This window comes from Novosphingobium sp. FSW06-99 (genome assembly GCF_001519065.1).
Taxonomy (GTDB): Bacteria; Pseudomonadota; Alphaproteobacteria; order Sphingomonadales; family Sphingomonadaceae; genus Novosphingobium.
The window spans coordinates 224,023-246,134 of sequence record NZ_KQ954257.1 but is presented as its reverse complement, the minus strand read 5'-3'; the positions used below and the strand labels follow the sequence as shown (position 1 = coordinate 246,134).

Annotated in this window: 15 protein-coding genes; 7 read left to right on the top strand and 8 right to left on the bottom strand. The window is 63.7% G+C overall.

The annotated features are described in order from the left end of the window. Nucleotides 1-120 precede the first annotated feature (120 nt). From AQZ49_RS13670 to AQZ49_RS13655, 4 genes are read left to right on the top strand one after another with little or no spacing between them, the layout of a single operon-like run. Nucleotides 121-963: a division plane positioning ATPase MipZ gene (locus AQZ49_RS13670; RefSeq protein ID WP_067616541.1), complete on the top strand. Its 843-nt coding sequence runs from the start codon at nt 121-123 to the stop codon at nt 961-963. Then, on the top strand, nt 960-1,253 hold the full coding sequence (locus tag AQZ49_RS13665) for a J domain-containing protein (protein WP_067616539.1): 294 nt from the start codon (nt 960-962) through the stop codon (nt 1,251-1,253). Before AQZ49_RS13670 ends, AQZ49_RS13665 begins: the two co-directional genes overlap by 4 nt. Then, nucleotides 1,246-2,661, top strand: coding sequence for a phosphoglucomutase/phosphomannomutase PgmG (gene pgmG, locus AQZ49_RS13660; protein ID WP_255355427.1), 1,416 nt, complete (start codon nt 1,246-1,248; stop codon nt 2,659-2,661). Before AQZ49_RS13665 ends, pgmG begins: the two co-directional genes overlap by 8 nt. Nucleotides 2,662-2,670: 9 nt before the next feature. Beyond that, complete coding sequence (locus AQZ49_RS13655; RefSeq protein ID WP_067616536.1) at nt 2,671-5,115, top strand: ligase-associated DNA damage response DEXH box helicase; 2,445 nt, start codon at nt 2,671-2,673, stop codon at nt 5,113-5,115. A 131-nt stretch (nt 5,116-5,246) separates the two neighbouring features. On the opposite strand, the gene AQZ49_RS13650 is transcribed toward AQZ49_RS13655, so the two are convergent. The 4 genes from AQZ49_RS13650 to AQZ49_RS21880 all read right to left on the bottom strand — a co-directional run bounded on the left by AQZ49_RS13650 (nt 5,247) and on the right by AQZ49_RS21880 (nt 7,911). Beyond that, a complete protein-coding gene (locus AQZ49_RS13650) occupies nt 5,247-5,687 on the bottom strand; it encodes an ExbD/TolR family protein (RefSeq protein WP_067616534.1) in 441 nt (146 codons plus the stop codon). 61 nt (nt 5,688-5,748) lie between these two features. Beyond that, on the bottom strand, nt 5,749-6,276 hold the full coding sequence (locus tag AQZ49_RS13645; RefSeq protein ID WP_082701777.1) for an ExbD/TolR family protein: 528 nt from the start codon (nt 6,274-6,276) through the stop codon (nt 5,749-5,751). Nucleotides 6,277-6,390: 114 nt separating this feature from the next. Then, nucleotides 6,391-7,152 (bottom strand): MotA/TolQ/ExbB proton channel family protein, encoded by a 762-nt coding sequence (locus tag AQZ49_RS13640; protein WP_067616530.1) that lies wholly within the window; start codon nt 7,150-7,152, stop codon nt 6,391-6,393. A 99-nt stretch (nt 7,153-7,251) separates the two neighbouring features. Then, nucleotides 7,252-7,911 carry an energy transducer TonB gene (locus AQZ49_RS21880; RefSeq protein ID WP_082701776.1) on the bottom strand — a complete coding sequence of 220 codons (660 nt, stop codon included), beginning with the start codon at nt 7,909-7,911 and terminating at the stop codon, nt 7,252-7,254. Between the two features lie 378 nt (nt 7,912-8,289). On the opposite strand from AQZ49_RS21880, the gene AQZ49_RS13635 reads away from it, so the two are divergent. Continuing rightward, nucleotides 8,290-9,219, top strand: a complete 930-nt coding sequence (locus AQZ49_RS13635; protein WP_067616528.1) for a hypothetical protein — start codon at nt 8,290-8,292, stop codon at nt 9,217-9,219. 102 nt (nt 9,220-9,321) lie between these two features. Then, nucleotides 9,322-10,638, top strand: coding sequence for a homoserine dehydrogenase (locus AQZ49_RS13630; RefSeq protein ID WP_067616526.1), 1,317 nt, complete (start codon nt 9,322-9,324; stop codon nt 10,636-10,638). Nucleotides 10,639-10,673: 35 nt separating this feature from the next. Here AQZ49_RS13630 and AQZ49_RS22840 read toward each other — a convergent pair whose 3' ends face one another. Further along, nucleotides 10,674-11,264 (bottom strand): hypothetical protein, encoded by a 591-nt coding sequence (locus AQZ49_RS22840; protein ID WP_231739229.1) that lies wholly within the window; start codon nt 11,262-11,264, stop codon nt 10,674-10,676. On the opposite strand from AQZ49_RS22840, the gene glpX reads away from it, so the two are divergent. After that, nucleotides 11,251-12,246 carry a class II fructose-bisphosphatase gene (gene glpX / locus AQZ49_RS13620; RefSeq protein ID WP_082701775.1) on the top strand — a complete coding sequence of 332 codons (996 nt, stop codon included), beginning with the start codon at nt 11,251-11,253 and terminating at the stop codon, nt 12,244-12,246. The genes AQZ49_RS22840 and glpX overlap by 14 nt on opposite strands. Nucleotides 12,247-12,760: 514 nt before the next feature. Here the strand turns inward: glpX and AQZ49_RS13610 are convergent. The 3 genes from AQZ49_RS13610 to rpoB form a co-directional block, all read right to left on the bottom strand. Continuing rightward, nucleotides 12,761-12,970, bottom strand: coding sequence for a hypothetical protein (locus AQZ49_RS13610; RefSeq protein WP_067616522.1), 210 nt, complete (start codon nt 12,968-12,970; stop codon nt 12,761-12,763). 387 nt (nt 12,971-13,357) lie between these two features. Continuing rightward, nucleotides 13,358-17,638, bottom strand: coding sequence for a DNA-directed RNA polymerase subunit beta' (gene rpoC / locus AQZ49_RS13605; protein ID WP_067616520.1), 4,281 nt, complete (start codon nt 17,636-17,638; stop codon nt 13,358-13,360). 87 nt (nt 17,639-17,725) lie between these two features. Then, nucleotides 17,726-21,898 (bottom strand): DNA-directed RNA polymerase subunit beta, encoded by a 4,173-nt coding sequence (rpoB, locus tag AQZ49_RS13600; RefSeq protein ID WP_067616518.1) that lies wholly within the window; start codon nt 21,896-21,898, stop codon nt 17,726-17,728. Nucleotides 21,899-22,112 lie beyond the last annotated feature (214 nt).

The window sequence follows — 22,112 nt, the reverse complement described above, 5'->3', positions numbered from 1 at the left end:
GTCTCCTTTACCATCCGCCGGGTTGCTGAAACGGGGCCAAACATGATTGCAGTCGGGCGGTTGGCGCATTAGGCGCTCCGGCCTAGCTCCGCACCCGGTCGCATTCAAGCGCCCGATCACGTGAACCGGTCCAAGAAGGAAGAGATTGTGTCGAACGGCCCACACCGCATCGTGTTTGCCAACGAAAAAGGCGGCACCGGCAAATCGACCACGGCGGTCCACGTGGCCATCGCACTGGCCTATCAGGGCGCGCGCGTGGCGGCGATCGATCTCGACAGCCGCCAGCGCACGCTGCATCGCTATCTCGAAAATCGTGCCGAAACCGCGCGCCGGCGGCAGATCGACCTGCCCACCGCGACCTTTGCGGTGCATGCCGGCGACGATGTCGAGGCGCTCGACGCGCTGGTCGAAGCGATGGGGGCAGAGGCCGATTTCATCGTGTTCGACACCCCCGGCCGCGATGACCCGCTGGCACGCCATGTGGCCACGCGCGCCGACACGCTGGTCACTCCGCTCAATGACAGCTTCGTCGATTTCGACCTGATCGGGCAAGTCGATGCCGAAACCTTCAAGGTCCGCCGCCTGTCATTCTATGCCGAACTGATCTGGGAAGCGCGCAAGAAACGCGCGATGGCCACGATCCGCGATGCCCGGCGTGACATGGACTGGGTGGTGGTGCGCAACCGCACCGGCTATACCGAGGCGCGCAACCAGCGGCGTATCGACCAGGCGCTGACCGAACTGTCGCGCCGGGTCGGGTTTCGCATCGCCAGCGGCCTGTCCGAACGCGTGATCTATCGCGAACTGTTCCCCAGCGGGCTGACTTTGCTCGACAAAGGGCATCTGGGCGAACTGGGCACCAGCCATCTGGTGGCGCGGCAGGAACTGCGCACGCTGATCGCCGGGCTCAACCTGCCGGTGCTGCGGCAAAAGGGCCAGTTGGCGCTCGAAGGCGTGACATGATCGAACGGCTGGCGGTTCTGGCCGCGCTGGCCAGTCTGGTGATCCGCTGGACCACCGGGCAATGGCCGTGGGCGCTGTGGCAGGGCCGCGATCTGGCCCGGCGCGAACAGCGCGCGCGGGTGCTGCTGGGGGTTCCGGCGGATGCCGGGCGCGAAGATATCATCGATGCCCACCGCCGCCTGATCACGCGGGTTCACCCCGACCGCGGCGGCACCAGCGAAGCGGTCTACGAAGCCAACGATGCGCGCGACGTGCTGCTCGAACGGCTGGGCCCCGGCAATCGTGGATGACCCGATCGCGGATGGCAGGGGTCACCATTTCGACCCCAGCCTGTTGCGCGAATACGACATGCGCGGGGTCTGGGGCGAAACGCTGGGCCCGCGCGATGCCTGGGCAGTCGGGCGCGCGTTTGCCGTCTGTGTGCGGCGCGCCGGGGGCGATTGCGTTGCGGTCGGCTATGACGGACGGCTGAGCTCGCCCGCGCTCGAAACGGCGGTGGTAGAGGGTCTGGTCGAAGGCGGGATTACCGTGCGGCGGATCGGCCTGGTGCCCACCCCGCTGCTGTATTACGCGGTTGCCTCAGCCCAGGACGTGCACGGCGGCATAGAGATAACCGGCAGCCACAATCCCAAGGATCACAATGGCTTCAAGCTGGATCTTGGGGGCCAGCCATTCTTTGGCCAGGACATAGTCGAACTGGGGCGCATCGCTGCTGCCGGGGATTGGGGGCAGCCGCTCGCACCGGGCCGGGTCGAGCAGGTCGATCTGGCGCAGGCCTATGTCGCGCGGATACTCGATGCGCTCGACGGGATAGACCCGGCCTGGCTCGAACGGTGCCGCATCGGCTGGGACGCGGGCAATGGTGCCGCCGGCCCGCTGATCGAACGACTGGTCGGCCATCTGCCGGGACAGCATGTCCTGTTCTTTACGGCTGTTGACGGCCATTTTCCCCACCACCATCCTGATCCGACGATCGTCGAGAACCTTGGCGATCTGATCGGGGCTGTCGCGGCGGGAAACATCGATATCGGATTTGCCTTTGACGGCGATGGCGATCGGCTGGGGGTGGTCGACGGGCGCGGGCGTGTGCTGTGGGGCGATCAGATCCTGTCTATACTGGCGCAGGATCTGCTGAAACAACGGCCCGGCGCCCTGATCATGGCCGATGTCAAGGCGAGCCAGACGCTGTTCGACACGATCGCGGCGCATGGTGGGCGGGCGCTGATGGCGCCGACCGGCCATTCGCTGATCAAATCCGGAATGAAGCAAACAGGGGCGGTGCTGGCGGGTGAAATGACCGGGCATCTGTTCTTTGCCGACGCCTATTACGGGTATGACGATGCGCTCTATGGCGCCTTGCGCGTGCTGGCTGCTTCGGCGCGACTGGGCCGGACGATCACCGAATTGCGCGATGCGATGCCGCAAACGCATGTCACGCCCGACTTGCGCTTTGCCGCACCGGGCCACGATCCGGTTGCGGTGGTGGCGGCGGTGGTTGCCACCTTGCGTGCCGGAGACGCGGTGTTCGATACGACCGATGGCGCACGCGTCACCACGCCCGATGGCTGGTGGCTGCTGCGCGCGTCGAACACCCAGGCGCTGGTGACCGCCCGCGCCGAAAGCCCGACCGGCGACGGATTGCAGCGCCTGCTGGCCGACCTTGACGGGCGGCTCGCCACTTGCGGGGTTCACCGCTAGGGTCCGGCGATGGACAGCGCCGCCTTGCCCCCCGAAATCGCTGCGTGGTTTGCCACGCGCGGCTGGGCGGTGCGGCGGCATCAGGCGGACATGCTGGCGGCGGCGGCGCGTGGCGAACACGCCCTGCTGGTCGCCGATACCGGCGCGGGCAAGACACTGGCGGGTTTTCTGCCGACGCTTGCCGCGTTTGCGCACTCACGGCTGAACGGCGCGCCGGTACCCGACGGGCTGCACACGCTCTATGTCTCGCCGCTGAAGGCGCTGGCGCACGATGTAAAGCGCAACTTGCTGACCCCGGTGGAGGCGATCGGCCTGCCGATCCGCATCGAAACGCGCAGTGGCGACACGCCGAGCGACCGCAAGGCGCGCCAGCGCGCGCGGCCCCCGCACGTGCTGCTGACCACACCCGAATCGCTCGCGCTGCTGCTCAGTTATCCCGACAGCGCCACGCTGTTTGCCGGATTGCAACGCGTGGTGATCGACGAGATCCACGCCTTTGCCACCACCAAGCGCGGCGATCTGCTGGCATTGTCACTGGCGCGCCTGCAGGCGTTGAGCCCGGGCATGCGCCGCGTCGCGCTGTCGGCCACGCTGGGCGATCCCGAGGGCTATCGCGCATGGTTGGCGCCGGGGGGCGATCCGGCCCGTGTGGCGCTGGTGGTGGGCGACAACGGCGCCGCGCCCGAAGTCGAAATCCTTGAACCGGTCGACAGCCGTGTGCCGTGGGGTGGCCACGCCGGAACCTGGGCGGTGCCGCAAGTCTATGACCTGATCCGCCAGCATCGCACCACCCTGATCTTTACCAACACGCGCTTTCTGGCCGAATACCTGTTTCAGCAATTGTGGGATGCCAACGAAGACACCCTGCCGATCGGCATTCACCATGGATCGCTAAGCCGCGAGGCCCGCGCCAAAGTTGAAACCGCCATGGCCCAGGGCAAATTGCGCGCGCTGGTGTGCACCGCCAGTCTCGATCTCGGGGTCGATTGGGGCGATGTCGACCTGGTGGTGCAGATGGGCGCGCCCAAGGGGTCTTCGCGGCTGTTGCAACGGATCGGACGCGCCAACCACCGGCTCGACAGCCCGAGCCGCGCTGTGCTGGTGCCCGGCAACCGGTTCGAATTCCTCGAAGCCCTGGCGGCGCGCGACGCAGTGCTGGCGGGGCAGCGCGATGGCGATGAATTCCGCCCCGGCGGGCTCGACGTGCTCGCCCAGCATGTGATGGCCTGTGCCTGTGCAGGGCCGTTCGATGAAGCGGATCTGCTTGCCCAGGTGCGCGCGGCGCAGCCTTATGCCTGGCTCGACGCCGCCGCATGGCAGCGGGTGCTCGCGTTTGTGGCCACCGGTGGTTACGCCTTGCGCGCCTATGACCGGTTCCGCCGGATCGTGCGCGACGCCGATGGCCGCTGGCGGCTGACCCACCCCGATCTTGCCGCGCGCTACCGGATCAACGCCGGGATTATCGTCGATTCAGACATGCTCGAAGTGCGGTTTCGCAACGGGCGGTCGCTAGGCAAAGTCGAAGAGGATTTTGGCGCACAACTGGCGCCGGGCGATACCTTCCGCTTTGCCGGGCTGGATCTGGAAGTCGAAGGCTTGCGCGACAACGCGGTGCTGGTGCGCGCGGCACGCAAGTCGGGGCAGATCCCCAGCTATCTGGGCGCGCGGATGCCGCTGACCACACATCTGGCCACGCGGGTGCAGGCCATGCTGACCGATCGCGCGGGATGGGGCCGCATGCCCGACGATGTGCGCGAATGGCTGGAAATGCAGGATTGGCGCAGCCGCCTGCCCGGCCCCGACGAACTGCTGGTGGAAAGCTTTCCCCACGGCGGCCGCGCCTACAGCGTGTTCTACACGTTCGCCGGATGGACCGCCAACCAGTCGCTCGGCATGCTGATCACGCGGCGGATGGAAAGCGCGGGCGCCGCGCCGATGGGGTTTGTCGCCAACGATTATGCGCTCGCAGTATGGGGACTCAAACCGGTTCGCGACCCTGCAGCGCTGTTGTCACCGACCATCCTGGCCGACGAATTCGACGACTGGGTGCGCAGTTCCTATCTGCTGCGCCGCGCCTTCCGCGAGGTTGCGGTGATCTCCGGCCTGGTCGAACGCCAATTGCCGGGACAGCGCAAGACCGGGCGTCAGGTAACCTTTTCGACCGACCTGATCTATGATGTCTTGCGCAAGTATGAGCCGGACCACCTGCTGATCGAGGCGGCCTGGGCCGATGCACGCGCCCGGCTGACCGATCTGGGGCGCCTGGCCGATCTGCTCGATCGCGCGGCCGAACGGCTGGTCCATGTCGAGCTTGATCGGGTCAGCCCGCTGGCTGTGCCGGTCCTGGTGATGATCGGGCGCGAAAGCCTGCCGATGGGTGCGGCTGACGAAGACCTGCTGATCGAGGCGGAGAGCCTGGCCGCCACTGCGATGCGGCCCGATCTGCCCGAATAATCGGCGCAGTGCCCCATGCAAAAAGGGCCGAAAAAAGGGGCAAGGCTTGCGCCTCGCCCCTTTTTTCAATGTGGTCCGCAATCCCGCCGCATGGTGTGCAGCGGTCCCCCGTCTGGGGCCATGCGAGAAACTTACTGCGCCGCCTTGGTGAACGCCGCGTAGTTCTCGTTGCCGACAAAGCCGAACTTGGTCACTTTGGAATCGGAGATGATCTTGATGATCTCGTTCGCGATTTCATAGTTGGCATAAGCTTCGGGCTGGAACTGGAGTTCCGGCTCGACCGGCATCGCCTTGGTCGCCTGAAGCAGCGAGACAAGGTTGCCAAAGGTGACCGGCGAACCATTCCACAGGATCGTGTTGGTCGCGGTCAGCACCAGCTTGTTCTTGATCGGCTGGACGACAACATTCGGGGGCGGTGGCGTCGACACAGGCAGGTTGACGCTCACCGAATGGGTGGCCACGGGGATCGTGATGATGAACATGATGAGCAGAACGAGCATGACGTCGATCAACGGCGTCGTGTTCATTTCCATCATCGGCGAACCATCGTCCTTGCCGCCGCTCATTGCCATGGGTGGTACTCCTTAATCTCTGGATCCCGTTGAACTGACCCGAAGGGTCAAGCCGTCAGGCTCAACCGTTGGGGTCGACTGGGGTCGAGATGAAGCCGACCTTGGGATAACCCGCGGCCTGCACGTTGTAGATCGCACCCGCGATGCATTTCCACGGAACGTGGATGTCGCCGCGAATGTGGACTTCGGGGACCTTTTCCGGGTCCATGTTGGCCGCACCACCTTCGCGCTTCACGATCGCGTCAAGCCGGTCGTAGGCCGCCTTGTACAATTCGTTGTTGTCGACCGGCGTGGTGTTGTTGACATAGACGCGGCATTCGCCGGTTGGCGAAGACCCTTGATAGCCCGGCTGTTTCGGGCTGCGCCCGGCAGCATCGGTCGAGACCACGGCGAGCAGCAGGTTTTCCACCTTGTCCTGGGTTTCTTCGGACTTGAGGATGGGAACTTTCAGCTTTTCGACGGTCTGGATCGCCACCGGAACCGCAATGAGGAAGATGATCAGCAGCACGAGCATCACGTCCACGAGCGGCGTGGTGTTGATGTCCGACATCGGGCGTTCTTCTCCGCCGCCGCCTACAGACATTGCCATTGGTTAAATCCTATCCGAGTTGCCCCGCGTGGAACGGGTGGATGAAAAGTACCATGCCACGCGCGTTTCCGGAAAACTGGGGCCGGATCGAAACGACCCGGCCCCGGTGTCTGATTACTTCTTGGGCGCAGCAGCAGGAGCCGCAGGCTTCGCGGCAGCAGCGGCCGGCAGAGCCGGCTTCACCGCACCGTGCGAAGCAATGTTCGCAAGCACGTCGGTGCTGAAGCTGGTCAGCAGTTCGGCGATGCGCTTGTTGCGTGCCTGCAGGTAGTTGTAGGCGAGCACCGCGGGAACCGCGACGAGCAGACCGAGCGCGGTCATGATCAGCGCTTCACCGACGGGGCCCGCGACCTTGTCGATCGAGGCCGAACCGGCGAGACCGATCGCGATCAGCGCGCGATAGATGCCGACCACCGTACCGAACAGACCGATGAACGGCGAGGTTGCACCCACGGTTGCCAGGAACGGCAGGCCGCCAGCAAGCTTGGCGTTGATCGTGGCTTCCGAACGGGCGAGCGAACCGTGCAGCCAGTCGTGGGCTTCGGTCTGGTCAACCAGCTTGGTGGTCTGATCTTCGGCCAGGATGCCGTCGTCGACGATCTGGCGCCATGCGCTGTTCTTTTCCAGCTTGGCAACGCCTTCCTTCAGCGAGCCTGCGCGCCAGAACGTGGGCACGCCCGAACGGTACTGGCCAATCACCTTGGTCTGTTCAAACCACTTGGTGAACAGGATGAAGAACGAACCGAACGACATGATGCCGAGGATCGACACCGTTGCATAGGAAATGAAGCCGCCGGCCTGAAGAGCTTCGACGAAGCCGAACTTGTTCTGCGGCGCAGCACTGGTCGCGGCCGCAGCGAGCGTCTGAATGAGCATTCCGATCTTCCTCTCAAGAATTCGCAAAAAGGGTAAAAAAATGGGCGATAAATGGATGTGGTCCGGCAGGACCGAAGGGCATGTGCGAACGCGTCGCGATCAATCCTTCGGAATCTGCCAGCGGACCTGACTGCTGTAGGCACCCGTGGTCGGGTTCCCGTCACCATCTGTGGCCGGACTGAAGCGCGCACGGCGCCGGATCAGGTCACAGGTTGTCTTGTCCAGTTCGGGACTACCGCTGGAGCGGGTGATGTCGCAGCTCGCGACTTTCCCGTCGGTGCCAATGCTCAGACGGAAGCCGGTTACGCCTTCCTGACCAAGCTGAAGCGCACGCGTCGGGTAATCGTTATCCGATGCCCATTCGTTTGGGTGACCCTTGGGAACGGCCGCCTTCGGCGAAAAGCGCGGTGGCGGCGGTGCAGGCGGCGCAGGCACGGCCACGACCGGCGGCGGAGGAGCCGGCGGAGGAGGCGTCTGCACAGTCTGAATCGGCGGCGGCGCGAAGTTCAATTGGATGGGTGGGGGCGGCGCCACAATCGGCGGAGGCGGAGGTGTATCCGTCTTCGGCGGCGGTGGCGGCGGTGGTGGTGGCGGCTTGTCCGGGTCAATCTTGACCGCGGTGGTCACCTCCTTGATCTTCTTGAAGGCCGAGTACGCGAGGCCAGTGACCAGCGCGTAGCCGACAACGACATGAAGAAGAGCAACGATGATGAGCGCGGTGATCTTGTTACCGCTCATCTGTTGGTCAGCGTAAGCCATTCAGCTTCTTTACTCCATGATCTTTCCCCCGGCCCCTGACAGGCGGAGGAATCCCGACGTCAAAGACCAAGACGGAGCCACGAGCGGAATCACCGTCCCGCCCGACTGGCCAATCCAGCGATTTCATTCCACCCTGCCGGCAACCCGGTCCGCCGACCCCGAGCCAGCCCCGGCGTGACACAAGTGTCGGCGCAAGGGGCCCGGTGGCGGCACTCGTCAAGCATTTGTTTATGGTTTGCCCGATCGAGGCCAAGCTTTAACGCCGAAGGTTGGACCGCGCAATTCCTTTATCGGTTCACCCTTGATTCACGATACATTGGCTTCTTGACCCGCCTGGCAGGAGTGTGAAATGCCCCCCGCAACAACCAGGACCTGACCATGACAAAGCCGCTTTGCCGCCCTCTTGCAACTGCCTTTTACGCTACCGCGCTGACCCTGTCGGCGGTTGCGCCGTCTGGCATCGCAGTTGCCCGGAATGCGCAGGATTCCGGGGCCCTGGCAGGCGGACAAGGCGCGGTTTCAGGCCCTGCGGAAGGGGTTGCAGCACCGCTTGATACCGACGGACAGACATATGCCGATCTGGTCGATCTGGCGCAGGCCAGCCCGGTGGTGGTGCGCGCCACGGTGCACCGCCAAAGCAAGCTCAAACCCGAAGAATCACCCGGTCTGGCGCCCGGTTTTGTCCGCCTTTATATCGAGGCTGACACCGCTGCACTGCTGGTCGGGCCCGACCTTGGCGAATCGCTGCGGTTCCTCGCCGATGTGCCCCTCGATGCGCGCGGCAAAGTGCCCAGGCTGGCCAAGGCGCAAGTCCTGCTGTTTGGCAACGTCGTGCCGGGCAAGCCGGGCGAGCTGCAACTGACCGCGTCGGACACCATGTTTGCCTGGAACGCCGGGCTGGAAAACCAGGTCCGTGCGATCCTGACCGAGCTGATCAATCCTGCCGCCCCGCCCCGGATCACCGGTGTGCGCGAGGCCCTGCACGTGCCGGGCAACCTGATCGGCGAAGGCGAAACGCAATTCTTCTTTGCCACCGCCAACAGCAAGCCGGTCTCGATTTCGGTGGTACGGCGCCCTGGCGAGCCGACCCGCTGGGGCGTCAGCTTCAGCGAAATCGTCGATCAGGCCGCCCAGCCACCCCAGCCACGTACGCTGGCCTGGTATCGGCTGGCCTGTTCGCTGCCGCCCGCGCTGCCCGCGCGCGCGGGCATTTCGGCAACCGAGGCCGACAACCGGATCGCCGCCGAAGACTATGCGCAGGTGCTGCACGATCTGGGGCCCTGCGCGCGGAACCGGGCGCATCGTTGACATAGACGCGCCCGGAATCGGGCGCGCGCCTCAAAAAACCGGTTCCCGTTTGCGCGCACGATGCTTTAGGGGACAGGCCGTGGCTGAGGCAAAGAGGATATCATGAGCGAACCATTGCGCATCGCGCTGGCCGGACTGGGAACAGTCGGCGGCGGGGTGGTCCGGCTGATCGAAGCCAATGCCGACCTGATCGCGCGGCGCGCCGGGCGCCCGATCGTGATCACAGCGATCAGTGCGCGCAACCGGGGCAAGAATCGTGGATTCGACGCCACACGCTATGCCTGGGAAGACGACATGGTCATTCTGGGCGAACGCCCCGATGTCGATGTGGTGGTCGAACTGGTCGGCGGTGCCGATGGCCCAGCACTGGCACTGGCACGCACCACGTTCGAAGCCGGCAAGGGTCTGGTGACCGCCAACAAGGCAATGATTGCGCATCACGGGCTGGAACTGGCCACCCGCGCCGAAGCCGCGCACTGCGCACTGCGCTTTGAAGCGGCGGTGGCCGGCGGCATCCCGGTGATCAAGGGACTGAAAGAAGGCGCGGCGGCCAATTACATCCATCGCGTCTATGGCATCCTCAACGGCACCTGCAACTATATCCTGTCGACGATGGAAGACACCGGCCGCGACTTTGCCGACGTGCTCGCCGAAGCCCAGGCCAAGGGCTATGCCGAATCCGACCCGAGCTTCGACATCGACGGCATCGATGCCGCGCACAAGCTGTCGATCCTTGCCTCGATCGCGTTCGGCACGGTGATCGATTTCGGCGCGGTCACAGTCACCGGCATCCGCCGCGTGCTGGCCGCCGATATCGCGCAGGCCGATGCCCTGGGCTATTATATCCGTCTGATCGGCATGGCCGAGATCGAAACCGGCACCGATGGCCAGACCCGGCTGTTCCAGCGCGTGCACCCGCATCTGGTCCACCGCGACCACCCGCTGGCGCATGTCGATGGCGCCACCAACGCTGTGGTGGCCGAAGGCAACTTCGTCGGTCGCCTGCTGTTTCAGGGCGCGGGCGCGGGCGATGGCCCGACCGCCAGCGCGGTGGTGGCCGACCTGATCGACATCGCGCGCGGCGATATCGGCGCGCCGTTTTCGATCCCGGCGGCTGAACTGGAACCGGCCCAACGCGCCGACAGCGGGCACCGCGCCGGCAAGGCCTATCTGCGCTTCACCGTCGCCGACCGCCCCGGCACCCTGGCCGAAATCGCCGCCGCCATGCGCGATGCCGGGGTGTCGATCGAAAGCCTGATCCAGAAAGGCCGCGTCGATGTCGCAGGCGAAAGCCGCGCGCTGGTTTCACTGGTCACCCACCATGGCCCCGAAAGCGCGATCGCCGAAGCGCTGCGCCTGCTCGACGGCTCACCCAGCCTGGCCGAGCCGCCCCTGGTGATGCATATCCTGGAGGATTAGTTGCTCTTTCCTGATCCTGTCCGTGCCGGGGAGGATCAGTTGCCGCGGATCTCGCCCTTGCCGATGCGGTCGGCGTCCGATCCGATCGGGTCGGCCGGCATCAGGCTGAAATCGATATCGGGCAGCATCGCTTGCGGGCAGACAATGCAGCCGAACTTGATGCTGTGACCGGTGATGCGGTTGCCCATCACGTCGGGCGCGCGCGGCAAACCATCCGCCGTGGCGGTTTCGCGATTCAACCCGCTGGTGATCGGCAGGCGATTTTGCGAATTGTCTTTTTTCTTCGCGCATACGGTGATCCCGCCAATCTGGCCGTTGTCGTCGCAACGCGGTTCGCGCGGAGCCACCAGCAGGCGCTCGGCCAGATTGCCGTCGTCCTTCGTCGCGTCATCGTCGACCTCTGGCGGCAATTGCGGAATCGGCGGCAGATCGGTTCGCGTGGCAGGCGCTGTCGGAGGCGCAGTCTGCGCAACGACATGGGCCAGCGGTGCGCTCAGCAGGGCCAGTCCAAGAAGAAGGTGCGGCACTCTCGACAAAATGGTCTTCCTCAGTCTAGGGCGATGCATACGTCTGCGCGCCCGTCGTCCTCGCCCACCTAAGCAGGGAAATACCGTGACCCAACCCATAGCACAACCCGCTCCGTCCAAGGTACTCGATCGCGTCCTCGTTCTCGAAATGGTCCGCGTGACCGAAGCGGCAGCGATCGGCGCGGCAAAGCTGATCGGACGCGGCGATGAAAAGGCCGCCGACGCCGCCGCCGTCGAGGCCATGCGCATCGCGCTCAACGAACTCTACATGGACGGCACCGTGGTCATCGGCGAAGGCGAACGCGACGAAGCGCCGATGCTGTTCATCGGCGAAAAAGTCGGCCTCGCCCCCGGCAAAGGGCCCAAGATCGATATCGCGCTCGATCCGCTGGAAGGCACCACCATCACCGCCAAGGCCGGGCCCAACGCGCTGGCCGTGCTGGCCGTCGCCGAAGAAGGCGGGCTGCTGAACGCCCCCGACGTCTATATGGACAAGATCGCGGTCGGCCCCGGCTATCCCGCAGGCATCATCGATCTCGACAGAACCGTCACCGAAAACGTGACCGCCGTTGCCACCGCCAAAGGTGTGGCCCCCGGCGACCTGACCGTCTGCGTGCTCGACCGCGCCCGCCACACCGATATCATCGCCGAACTGCGCGGCCTGGGCTGCGGCATCACGCTGATCCCCGATGGCGATGTCGCCGGCGTGATCGCGGTCGCCGATGAAGAAACCGGCATCGACCTCTACATCGGCCAGGGCGGCGCCCCCGAAGGCGTGCTCGCCGCCGCAGCCCTGCGCTGCGTCGGCGGCCAGTTCAAAGGCCGCCTGGTGTTCCGCAACGACGACGAACGCGCCCGCGCCAAGAAATGGGGCATCACCGACCTGAACAAGCAATACGACCTGACCGAACTGGCCAAGGGCGACTGCATCTTCGCCGCCACCGGCGTCACCGACGGCTCCTTGCTGGCAGGCGTCAAACGCCACAAGTCAGGCATGATGACCACCGAAAGCGTGGTCATGCGCGCCAGCTCGGGCACCGTGCGCTGGGTCAAGGGCGAACATCGCCGCCCGAAGGGGTGATCCGCCGGTATAACAAACGCGAACACCCGTCGGAGAGCGATCCGGCGGGTGTTTTTTTGGGCTCTGGCAGGGGGTGAAGGTGCCTCCGGCGGGCAAGGGCTATTGCCCTTGCATCCCGGTTGTTTGGCGATCTGCCATTGGCCAGGGGAAATACCCAAATGGCTTGATATGGAGGGAAGCGGACGCTCGTCAGTCGACCTCTTGAAGGCGTATGCAAGCGCGGAAAGCGCCGTCCACTGTGTCCTGCCGGTGCCAAATCTCAACGACATTATAGTATTTGAAATAACCGGGTGCGGTGTCAATTGAAAGATATTCGCCTATGCGGGGCAGGAACTCGAACTCCGCCGTAAATAGCGGCTCTAATGCGTCTTCGTGGTCAAAGGCTTCTACCATCGGCATGCTGGCACGTTACACAAGCAGGGTAACGTCCGCAATTAGGCGTTTGCTGCCATGACAACCATCTTCGTAACTTCATGCTCGGGAACGGCGGAAAGTGGAGGGAAGCGGACGCTCGTCAGTCGACCTCTTGAAGGCGTATGCAAGCGCGGAAAGCGCCGTCCACTGTGTCCTGCCGGTGCCAAATCTCAACGACATTGTAGTATTTGAAATAACCGGGTGCGGTGTCAATTGAAAGATATTCGCCTATGCGGGGCAGGAACTCGAACTCCGCCGTAAATAGCGGCTCTAACGCGTCTTCGTGGTCAAAGGCTTCTACCATCGGCATGCTGGCACGTTACACAAGCAGGGTAACGTCCGCAATTAGGCGTAAACTGACATTTGGCTCAGCACTCGTGTCGGAGCGGCCAATTCCACAAGCGGTAGATCATCGTGATGCCCGATGGCTCGTCCGGGAATGGCGTCGGGAGAAGCTGTTGCAGCTTCGCAACGAGGTGCAACGCCGCGTTGACGCGCGGTGCAAGCCAACGAACGGGATTGCAAGGGCAATGGCCCTTGCCCGCCGGAGGCACCTTGAAAGCCCTACCAAAGACAAAAAAGCCCCCGCCGAACTGATCCGGCGGGGGCGCTGTATTTGGCGGGATCGGGGTGACATGTCGCAGGTGGTGGACACCCTTCCCCAACCCCTCCCCTGAGGGGAGGGGCGTTTTTTGGTTCAGTCTTCGTCGCCCTTGATCAGGTAGTCGCCGGCGTCGGCGTCGAGCCCATGGGTTTCGCCTTCGACGGCGGCCAGCGGGTCATTGCCGATGGCAGCTTCGGGGCCTTGCTTGAGTTCGGCGGCATGTTCCTCGGCAGCGTTCTTCGGCGCGATCAGTGCGTCTTCGAACCGCTTGGTGGCGGCGCGCAGCGCGGCATCGCGGCTGGTGGCGGCGACGCGCAGGCGGTTCATGCTGGCGCCGGTCCCGGCAGGGATCAGGCGGCCGACGATGACGTTTTCCTTCAGGCCGATCAGGCTGTCGCGTTTGCCTTCGACGGCAGCCTGGGTGAGCACGCGGGTGGTTTCCTGGAACGACGCGGCAGAGATGAACGAACGGGTCTGCAGGCTGGCCTTGGTGATGCCGAGCAGCACGGGCTTGCCTTCGGCCGGTTGCTGACCGGGTTCCAGCTTTGCGTTGTATTCGTTCATTTCTTCGAAGTCGAGCTGTTCACCGGGCAGCAGGGTGGTGTCACCGCCGTCGGTGATTTCCACTTTCTGCAGCATCTGGCGCACGATCACTTCGATGTGCTTGTCGTTGATCTTCACGCCCTGGAGACGGTAGACTTCCTGGATTTCCGCGACGAGGTATTCCGCGAGGGCTTCGACGCCGAGCACTTCGAGGATGTCGTGCGGATCGGGCGAGCCCGAGATCAGGTTGTCGCCCTTTTTGACGTAGTCGCCTTCCTGAACGTCGATCACCTTGGACTTGGGGATCAGGTATTCCACCGGATCGCCTTCCTCGGGGATGATCGCGATCTTGCGCTTGGCCTTGTAGTCGCGGACGAATTCGATGCGGCCCGAGATCTTCGCGATGATCGCGTTGTCCTTGGGGCGGCGTGCTTCGAACAGTTCGGCAACACGCGGCAGACCGCCGGTGATGTCGCGCGTCTTGGCGGCTTCGCGGCTGGCGCGGGCGAGCACGTCACCGGCCTGGACGGTCTGACCGTCTTCGACCGACAGCGTGGTGCCGGGGGCCATCAGGTAGCGCGCGGCCTCGCCCGAATTTTCGTCGAGCAGGGTCATGCGCGGGCGCAGGTCTTCCTTTTTGGCGCGGCCACCGGCGCGGTTTTCGGTCACCACGCGCTGGGCGATACCGGTCGCTTCGTCGACGATTTCGGTCATCGTGCGGCCGTCGATGAGGTCCTGATAGCGGACCACACCGGCCTTGTCGGTGATCACCGGGGTGGTGAACGGATCCCATTCGGCGATGCGTTCGCCCAGCTTGATCGCCGAACCGTCGGCCAGCAGCAAGTGCGTACCATAGGGCACACGGTGGACCGCGCGTTCGCGGCCATCGGTGTCATAGACCGCGATTTCGCCATTGCGCGCCAGCGACAGGCGACGCCCGCGGCTGTCGGTGATGGTCGGGATGTCGCGATAGCGCACGATACCGTCGCACAGCGATTCGAGGTGCGACTGTTCGTTGACCTGTGCCGCGCCACCGATGTGGAACGTACGCATGGTCAACTGCGTGCCGGGTTCGCCGATCGACTGCGCCGCGATCACGCCGACCGCTTCGCCGATGTTGACCGGGGTCCCGCGGGCGAGGTCGCGACCATAGCACTTGCCGCAGACGCCGACTTGCGATTCGCAGATCAGCGGCGAACGGATGCGTGCCGATTGCACACCGGCCGCCTCGATCCGCGTGATCGCGGCTTCGTCGAGCAGGGTGCCGTTCTTTTCGATCACTTCGCCGGTCTTGGCCTCGATCAGGTCTTCGGCCAGCGTGCGGCCGAGGATCCGTTCGCCGAGCGAGGCGATGGTCGAACCGCCCTGCACGATCGCGCGCATTTCCAGCGCGCGTTCGGTGCCGCAATCTTCCATCGTGATCACGCAGTCCTGCGACACGTCGACCAGACGGCGGGTGAGGTACCCGGAGTTTGCCGTCTTGAGCGCGGTGTCGGCCAGACCCTTGCGGGCGCCGTGGGTCGAGTTGAAGTATTCAAGGACGGTCAGGCCTTCCTTGAAGTTCGAGATGATCGGCGTTTCGATGATTTCGCCCGAAGGCTTGGCCATCAGCCCGCGCATGCCGGCAAGCTGCTTCATCTGCGCCGGCGAACCGCGCGCGCCCGAATGGCTCATCATGTAGATCGCGTTGACCTGGCGTTCGCGACCGTTTTCGTCGATCGGGCATGACCGCAGTTCGTCCATCATGGCTGCCGCCACCTGGTCGCCGCAACGGCTCCAGGCGTCGATCACCTTGTTGTACTTTTCCTGCTGGGTGATCAGGCCGTCCTGATACTGCTGTTCGTAATCGGCCACCAGCGCCTTGGTTTCGTCGACCAGCGCATCCTTGCTCGGCGGGATGATCATGTCATCCTTGCCGAACGAGATGCCAGCCTTGAACGCGTTGCGGAAACCGAGCGACATGATCGCGTCGGCAAACAGCACGGTCTCTTTCTGGCCGGTGTGGCGATAGACCTGGTCGATGACGTCGGCGATTTCCTTCTTGGTCAACAGACGGTTGACCAGTTCGAAGGGCACCGTGTGGCTTTTCGGCAGGCATTCGCCGATCAGCATGCGGCCCGGCGTGGTGTCGTAACGCTTGAGGTAGGTCTTGCCTGCTTCGTCGGTCTGCGGAACGCGCGCGACGATCTTGGTGTGCAGGGTGACCGCCCCGGCGTTGATCGCCTGGTGCACTTCGGCCATGTCGCCCAGCAGCATGCCTTCGCCCGGTTCGCCCTGACGATCCATCGACAGGTAATAGAGCCCCAGCACCATGTCCTGCGACGGCACGATGATCGGCTTGCCGTTGGCAGGCGACAGGATGTTGTTGGTGCTCATCATCAGCACGCGTGCTTCAAGCTGCGCTTCCAGGCTGAGCGGCACGTGGACCGCCATCTGGTCGCCGTCAAAGTCGGCGTTGAAGGCCGAGCAGACCAGCGGGTGAAGCTGGATCGCCTTGCCTTCGATCAGCACGGGTTCGAACGCCTGGATGCCCAGACGGTGCAGCGTCGGCGCGCGGTTGAGCATGACCGGGTGTTCGCGGATCACTTCATCCAGGATATCCCAGACTTCCTTGCGTTCCTTTTCGACCCATTTCTTGGCCTGCTTCAGCGTCATCGACAGGCCCTTGGCGTCGAGCCGGGCGTAGATGAACGGCTTGAACAGTTCGAGCGCCATCTTCTTGGGCAGCCCGCACTGGTGCAGTTTGAGTTCCGGACCGGTCACGATCACCGAACGGCCCGAATAGTCGACGCGCTTGCCGAGCAGGTTCTGGCGGAACCGGCCCTGCTTGCCCTTCAACATGTCGGACAGCGATTTGAGCGGACGCTTGTTGGCGCCGGTGATGATGCGGCCACGACGACCGTTGTCGAACAGCGCATCGACCGCTTCTTGCAACATGCGCTTTTCGTTGCGCACGATGATGTCGGGCGCGCGCAGTTCGATCAGGCGCTTGAGACGGTTGTTGCGGTTGATCACGCGGCGATAGAGATCGTTGAGATCCGACGTCGCAAAGCGGCCACCATCGAGCGGCACCAGCGGGCGCAGTTCGGGCGGAATGACCGGAACCACGTCGAGGATCATCCATTCGGGACGGTTGCCCGAATCGATGAACGATTCCACGACCTTGAGCCGCTTGATGATCTTCTTGGGCTTCAGTTCCGACTTGGTTTCGGACAAGTCCTTCAGCAGGTCTTCGCGTTCCTGCACCAGGTCGAGATCGATCAGCATCTGCTTGACCGCTTCGGCGCCGATCCCGGCGGAGAACGCGTCTTCGCCATATTCGTCCTGCGCGTCGAGCAGTTCGTCTTCGGTCAGCAACTGATAGCGTTCGAGCGGGGTGATACCCGGTTCGATCACCACATAGGATTCGAAGTACAAGATGCGTTCAAGCTGCTTCAACTGCATGTCGAGCAGCAGGCCGATGCGGCTGGGCAGCGATTTCAGGAACCAGATGTGCGCAACCGGCGCGGCCAGTTCGATATGGCCCATGCGTTCGCGGCGCACTTTGGTCACGGTCACTTCGACGCCGCACTTTTCGCACACGACGCCCTTGTACTTCATGCGCTTGTACTTGCCGCACAGGCATTCGTAGTCCTTCACCGGACCGAAGATGCGCGCGCAGAACAACCCGTCGCGTTCAGGCTTGAACGTGCGGTAGTTGATCGTTTCGGGCTTCTTGATCTCGCCGAACGACCAGGAACGGATGCGTTCCGGGCTGGCAAGGCCGATGCGGATCTGGTCGAAGCCTTCGGGCTTGGCCATCTGGTTGGTGAACTTGGTCAGGTCGTTCATAATCACAGTCCTCGCCGGGAGGGAATTTGTCGAAATTGGCTGCGGTAAAGGGGACCGGCGGGCTGCAAGACCCGCCGGTCGTCACCGTTATTCCGCCGCAGCGGCCAGCCCGTCGTCGTCATCCTCGTCGAGCGAGGACAGTTCGACGTTGAGGCCGAGGCTGCGCATTTCCTTGACAAGCACGTTGAAGCTTTCGGGAATGCCGGCTTCGAAGGTGTCGTCGCCCTTGACGATCGCTTCGTAGACCTTGGTGCGGCCGACCACGTCGTCCGATTTCACCGTCAGCATTTCCTGCAGCGTATAGGCCGCACCATAGGCCTGCAGCGCCCAGACTTCCATTTCCCCGAAGCGCTGGCCACCGAACTGGGCCTTGCCGCCCAGCGGTTGCTGGGTGACCAGGCTGTAGGGCCCGATCGAACGCGCGTGGATCTTGTCGTCAACAAGGTGGTGCAGTTTGAGCATGTAGATGATGCCCACAGTGACCTTGCGGTCGAACGCTTCGCCGGTGCGCCCGTCATAGAGCGTGACCTGGCCCGACGTGTCGAGCCCGGCCTTGGACAGCATCGCCGAAACGTCGCTTTCACGCGCACCGTCGAACACCGGAGTCCCCATCGGCACGCCGGCCTTCAGGTTTTCCGACAGTTCGACAATCTCGTTGACGTTGCGGGCTTCGATCTCGGCGTGGTATTTTTCGCCGTAGACGTCCTTCAGCTTGTCGATCAGCGCCGAGGGCGGTGCCGCCGTGGCCGGATCAGGATTGGCATGGCGCCAATCCTCAAGCGCTTCGCCAATCTGCTGACCGAGGTTGCGCGCGGCCCAGCCGAGGTGGGTTTCGAAGATCTGCCCGACGTTCATGCGGCTGGGCACGCCCAGCGGGTTGAGCACGATGTCGACATGGGTGCCATCGGCGAGGAACGGCATGTCCTCGACCGGCAGAATGCGGCTGATCACACCCTTGTTGCCGTGGCGCCCGGCCATCTTGTCGCCCGGTTGCAGCTTGCGCTTCACCGCGACGAACACTTTGACCATCTTGAGCACGCCCGGCGCCAGTTCGTCACCGGCTTCGAGCTTGCCCTTGCGATCCTCGAACTTTTCCTGGATCGATTTGACGGTGGCGTCATACTGCGCCTTGACGGCTTCGAGTTGCGCCTGGCGACCATCGTCGGCCACCGCAAATTTCCACCATTCATAGCGTTCGACATCGGCCAGCACTTGCTCGTCGATTTCGATACCCTTTTTCACGCCCTTCGGCCCGGCGGCAACCACCTGACCCAGCAGCATGTCGCGCAGACGGTTGAACGTCGCACGGTTGAGGATGCCGCGTTCGTCTTCACGGTCCTTGGCGAGGCGTTCGATTTCCTCGGCCTGGATCGCACGGGTACGGTCATCGATTTCGATACCGTGACGGTTGAACACGCGCACTTCGACGATCGTGCCCGACACCCCCGGCGGCAGACGCAGCGAGGTGTCGCGCACGTCGCTGGCCTTTTCGCCAAAGATCGCGCGCAGCAGCTTTTCTTCGGGCGTCATCGGCGATTCGCCCTTGGGCGTGATCTTGCCGACCAGGATGTCACCGGGGTGCACTTCGGCGCCGATATAGACGATGCCCGCTTCGTCGAGGTTGCGCAGGGCTTCCTCGCCGACGTTGGGAATGTCGCGGGTGATGTCTTCGGGCCCGAGCTTGGTGTCGCGGGCCATCACTTCGAATTCTTCGATGTGGATCGAGGTGAACACGTCGTCCTTGACGATGCGTTCCGAGATCAGGATCGAGTCTTCGTAGTTGTAGCCGTTCCAGGGCATGAACGCGACGAGCACGTTGCGACCAAGCGCGAGTTCACCCAGATCGGTCGACGGACCATCGGCGATGATCGTCCCGGCATCGACCACTTCGCCCACTTTGACCAGCGGACGCTGGTTGATGCAGGTGTTCTGGTTCGACCGCTGGAACTTTTGCAGGGTGTAGATGTCGACGCCCGACTGGCCGGCCTCGATATCGCCCGCTGCGCGGATGACGATACGCGTGGCATCGACCTGGTCGACGATCCCGCCGCGAAGGGCTGCAATCGCCGCACCCGAATCGCGGGCCACGGTTTCTTCCATCCCGGTGCCGACAAACGGCGCGTCGGCCTTGACCAGCGGCACCGCCTGGCGCTGCATGTTCGAGCCCATCAGCGCGCGGTTGGCGTCATCGTTTTCCAGGAACGGAATAAGCGAAGCGGCCACCGAAACGAGCTGTTTCGGGCTGACGTCCATCAGCGTCACGGTGTCGCGCGGCGCCATCACGAATTCGCCGTTCTGCCGCGCGGAAACCAGTTCTTCGCCAAACGAGCCATCGGCGTTGAGCATCGCCGAAGCCTGCGCCACGGTGTGCTTCTGTTCTTCCATCGCCGACAGATAGGTCACCTCGCTGGTGACTTTGCCGTCGATCACCTTGCGGTACGGCGTTTCGATGAAGCCGTACTTGTTGACGCGGGCAAACGTCGACAGCGAGTTGATCAGACCGATGTTCGGCCCTTCGGGCGTTTCGATCGGGCAGATGCGGCCATAGTGCGTGGGGTGAACGTCGCGCACTTCAAAGCCGGCGCGTTCGCGCGTCAGACCGCCCGGCCCGAGCGCCGACACGCGGCGCTTGTGGGTGACTTCGGACAGCGGGTTGGTCTGATCCATGAATTGCGACAACTGCGACGAGCCGAAGAATTCGCGCACCGCGGCCACCGCCGGCTTGGCGTTGATCAGGTCGTTGGGCATGACCGTCGACACGTCGACCGAGCTCATGCGTTCCTTGACCGCACGTTCCATGCGCAGCAGGCCGACGCGGTACTGGTTTTCCAGCAGTTCGCCGACCGACCGCACGCGCCGGTTGCCCAGATTGTCGATGTCGTCGACTTCGCCCTTGCCGTCCTTCAGGTTCACCAGTTCCTTGACCACCGCGAGAATGTCGTCGGTGCGCAAGGTGGTGACCGTGTCGGGGCAATCGAGGCTGAGACGCATGTTCAGCTTCACACGGCCAACCGCCGACAGGTCATAGCGATCGTTGTCGAAGAACAGGCCCTCGAACAGCGCTTCGGCGGTTTCGCGCGTCGGCGGTTCGCCGGGGCGCATCACCCGGTAGATATCGGCCAGCGCATGGTCACGATCTTCGGCTTTGTCGGCCTTCATCGTGTTGCGGATCCACGGCCCGACCGAGACGTGGTCGATGTCGAGCAGATCGAGCCGGTCGACGCCATGACGATCGAGCACGTCGAGGTTTTCCGGCGACACTTCGTCGCCCGCCTCGATCCAGATGCGGCCGGTCGTCTCGTCGATCAGGTCGAGCGCGGAATAGCGGCCGAAGATCTCTTCGGTCGGGATCAGCAGTTGCTCCAGCCCGTCCTTGCCGGCCTTGTTGGCGGCACGCGGCGAAATCTTGGTCCCGGCGGGGAAGATCACTTCGCCCGATTTGGCATCGACGATATCGAACGTCGGCTTCGTGCCGCGCCACTGGTCGAGCACGAACGGCACGCGCCAGCCGCCTTCGGCACGCACCCAGGTGACCTTCGAATAGAAATGGTCGAGGATCTGTTCGCCATTGAGGCCCAGCGCATAGAGCAGGCTGGTGACCGGCAGCTTGCGCTTGCGGTCGATGCGCACGTTGACGATGTCCTTGGCGTCGAATTCGAAATCGAGCCACGACCCGCGATAGGGAATGACGCGCGCGGCGAACAGGTACTTGCCCGACGAATGCGTCTTGCCGCGATCGTGGTCGAACAAGACGCCCGGCGAACGGTGCATCTGGCTGACGATCACGCGCTCGGTGCCGTTGATGAAGAACGTGCCGTTGTCGGTCATGAGCGGGATATCGCCCATGTAGACATCCTGTTCCTTGATATCGATGAGCGACTTGGTCTCGGTCTCGGCATCGACTTCAAAGGTCGCCAGCTTCAGCGTGACCTTCATCGGCGCGGCATAAGTGATCCCGCGCTGACGGCATTCGTTCACGTCATACTTGGGCGATTCGAGGACGTAGCCGTCCTTTTCCTTGATATCGAGGCTGGCCGTGCCGGCAAAATCCTGGATCGGGAACACCGAACGCAACGTCTTTTCCAGCCCCGAGACATAGCCGGTGGCCGGATCGGAACGCAGGAACTGTTCGTACGATTCGCGCTGAACCTCGATCAGGTTGGGCATCTGCACGACTTCGTGGTTGTCACCGAAGATCTTGCGGATGCGCTTTTTCACACCGGGGCGGGTGCCGTTACCGGCAAGTGCCTTGGTCGCCATGGAGGATGTGTGCCTCTTTGCTCGAATGGCCGGAAAACCGGCAGGAATAGTGCCACGCGCGGACGATGGCGCCACCGAAGCGACAAAAGGCCGCAAGCCTGGTACACACCTGCCCAAGGGGCGAAAATGGTACCGGCCGCAGCCTGTTGCGTCAGATGGAGATCCGGATGCTTCCTTCCGTGGCCCTCCCCCGCGCATGGGAAAGCCTTGCTCG

What these genes read in the sequence shown, in the direction of transcription:
- rpoC (WP_067616520.1), bottom strand. Translation starts at nt 17,638, where the DNA reads ATGAACGACCTGACCAAGTTCACCAACCAGATGGCCAAGCCCGAAGGC.
- AQZ49_RS13610 (WP_067616522.1), bottom strand. Translation starts at nt 12,970, where the DNA reads ATGCCGATGGTAGAAGCCTTTGACCACGAAGACGCGTTAGAGCCGCTA.
- rpoB (WP_067616518.1), bottom strand. Translation starts at nt 21,898, where the DNA reads ATGGCGACCAAGGCACTTGCCGGTAACGGCACCCGCCCCGGTGTGAAA.
- AQZ49_RS13635 (WP_067616528.1), top strand. Translation starts at nt 8,290, where the DNA reads ATGACAAAGCCGCTTTGCCGCCCTCTTGCAACTGCCTTTTACGCTACC.
- AQZ49_RS13650 (WP_067616534.1), bottom strand. Translation starts at nt 5,687, where the DNA reads ATGGCAATGAGCGGCGGCAAGGACGATGGTTCGCCGATGATGGAAATG.
- AQZ49_RS22840 (WP_231739229.1), bottom strand. Translation starts at nt 11,264, where the DNA reads ATGGGTTGGGTCACGGTATTTCCCTGCTTAGGTGGGCGAGGACGACGG.
- AQZ49_RS13665 (WP_067616539.1), top strand. Translation starts at nt 960, where the DNA reads ATGATCGAACGGCTGGCGGTTCTGGCCGCGCTGGCCAGTCTGGTGATC.
- AQZ49_RS21880 (WP_082701776.1), bottom strand. Translation starts at nt 7,911, where the DNA reads ATGGCTTACGCTGACCAACAGATGAGCGGTAACAAGATCACCGCGCTC.
- AQZ49_RS13640 (WP_067616530.1), bottom strand. Translation starts at nt 7,152, where the DNA reads ATGCTCATTCAGACGCTCGCTGCGGCCGCGACCAGTGCTGCGCCGCAG.
- AQZ49_RS13655 (WP_067616536.1), top strand. Translation starts at nt 2,671, where the DNA reads ATGGACAGCGCCGCCTTGCCCCCCGAAATCGCTGCGTGGTTTGCCACG.
- AQZ49_RS13630 (WP_067616526.1), top strand. Translation starts at nt 9,322, where the DNA reads ATGAGCGAACCATTGCGCATCGCGCTGGCCGGACTGGGAACAGTCGGC.
- AQZ49_RS13645 (WP_082701777.1), bottom strand. Translation starts at nt 6,276, where the DNA reads ATGGCAATGTCTGTAGGCGGCGGCGGAGAAGAACGCCCGATGTCGGAC.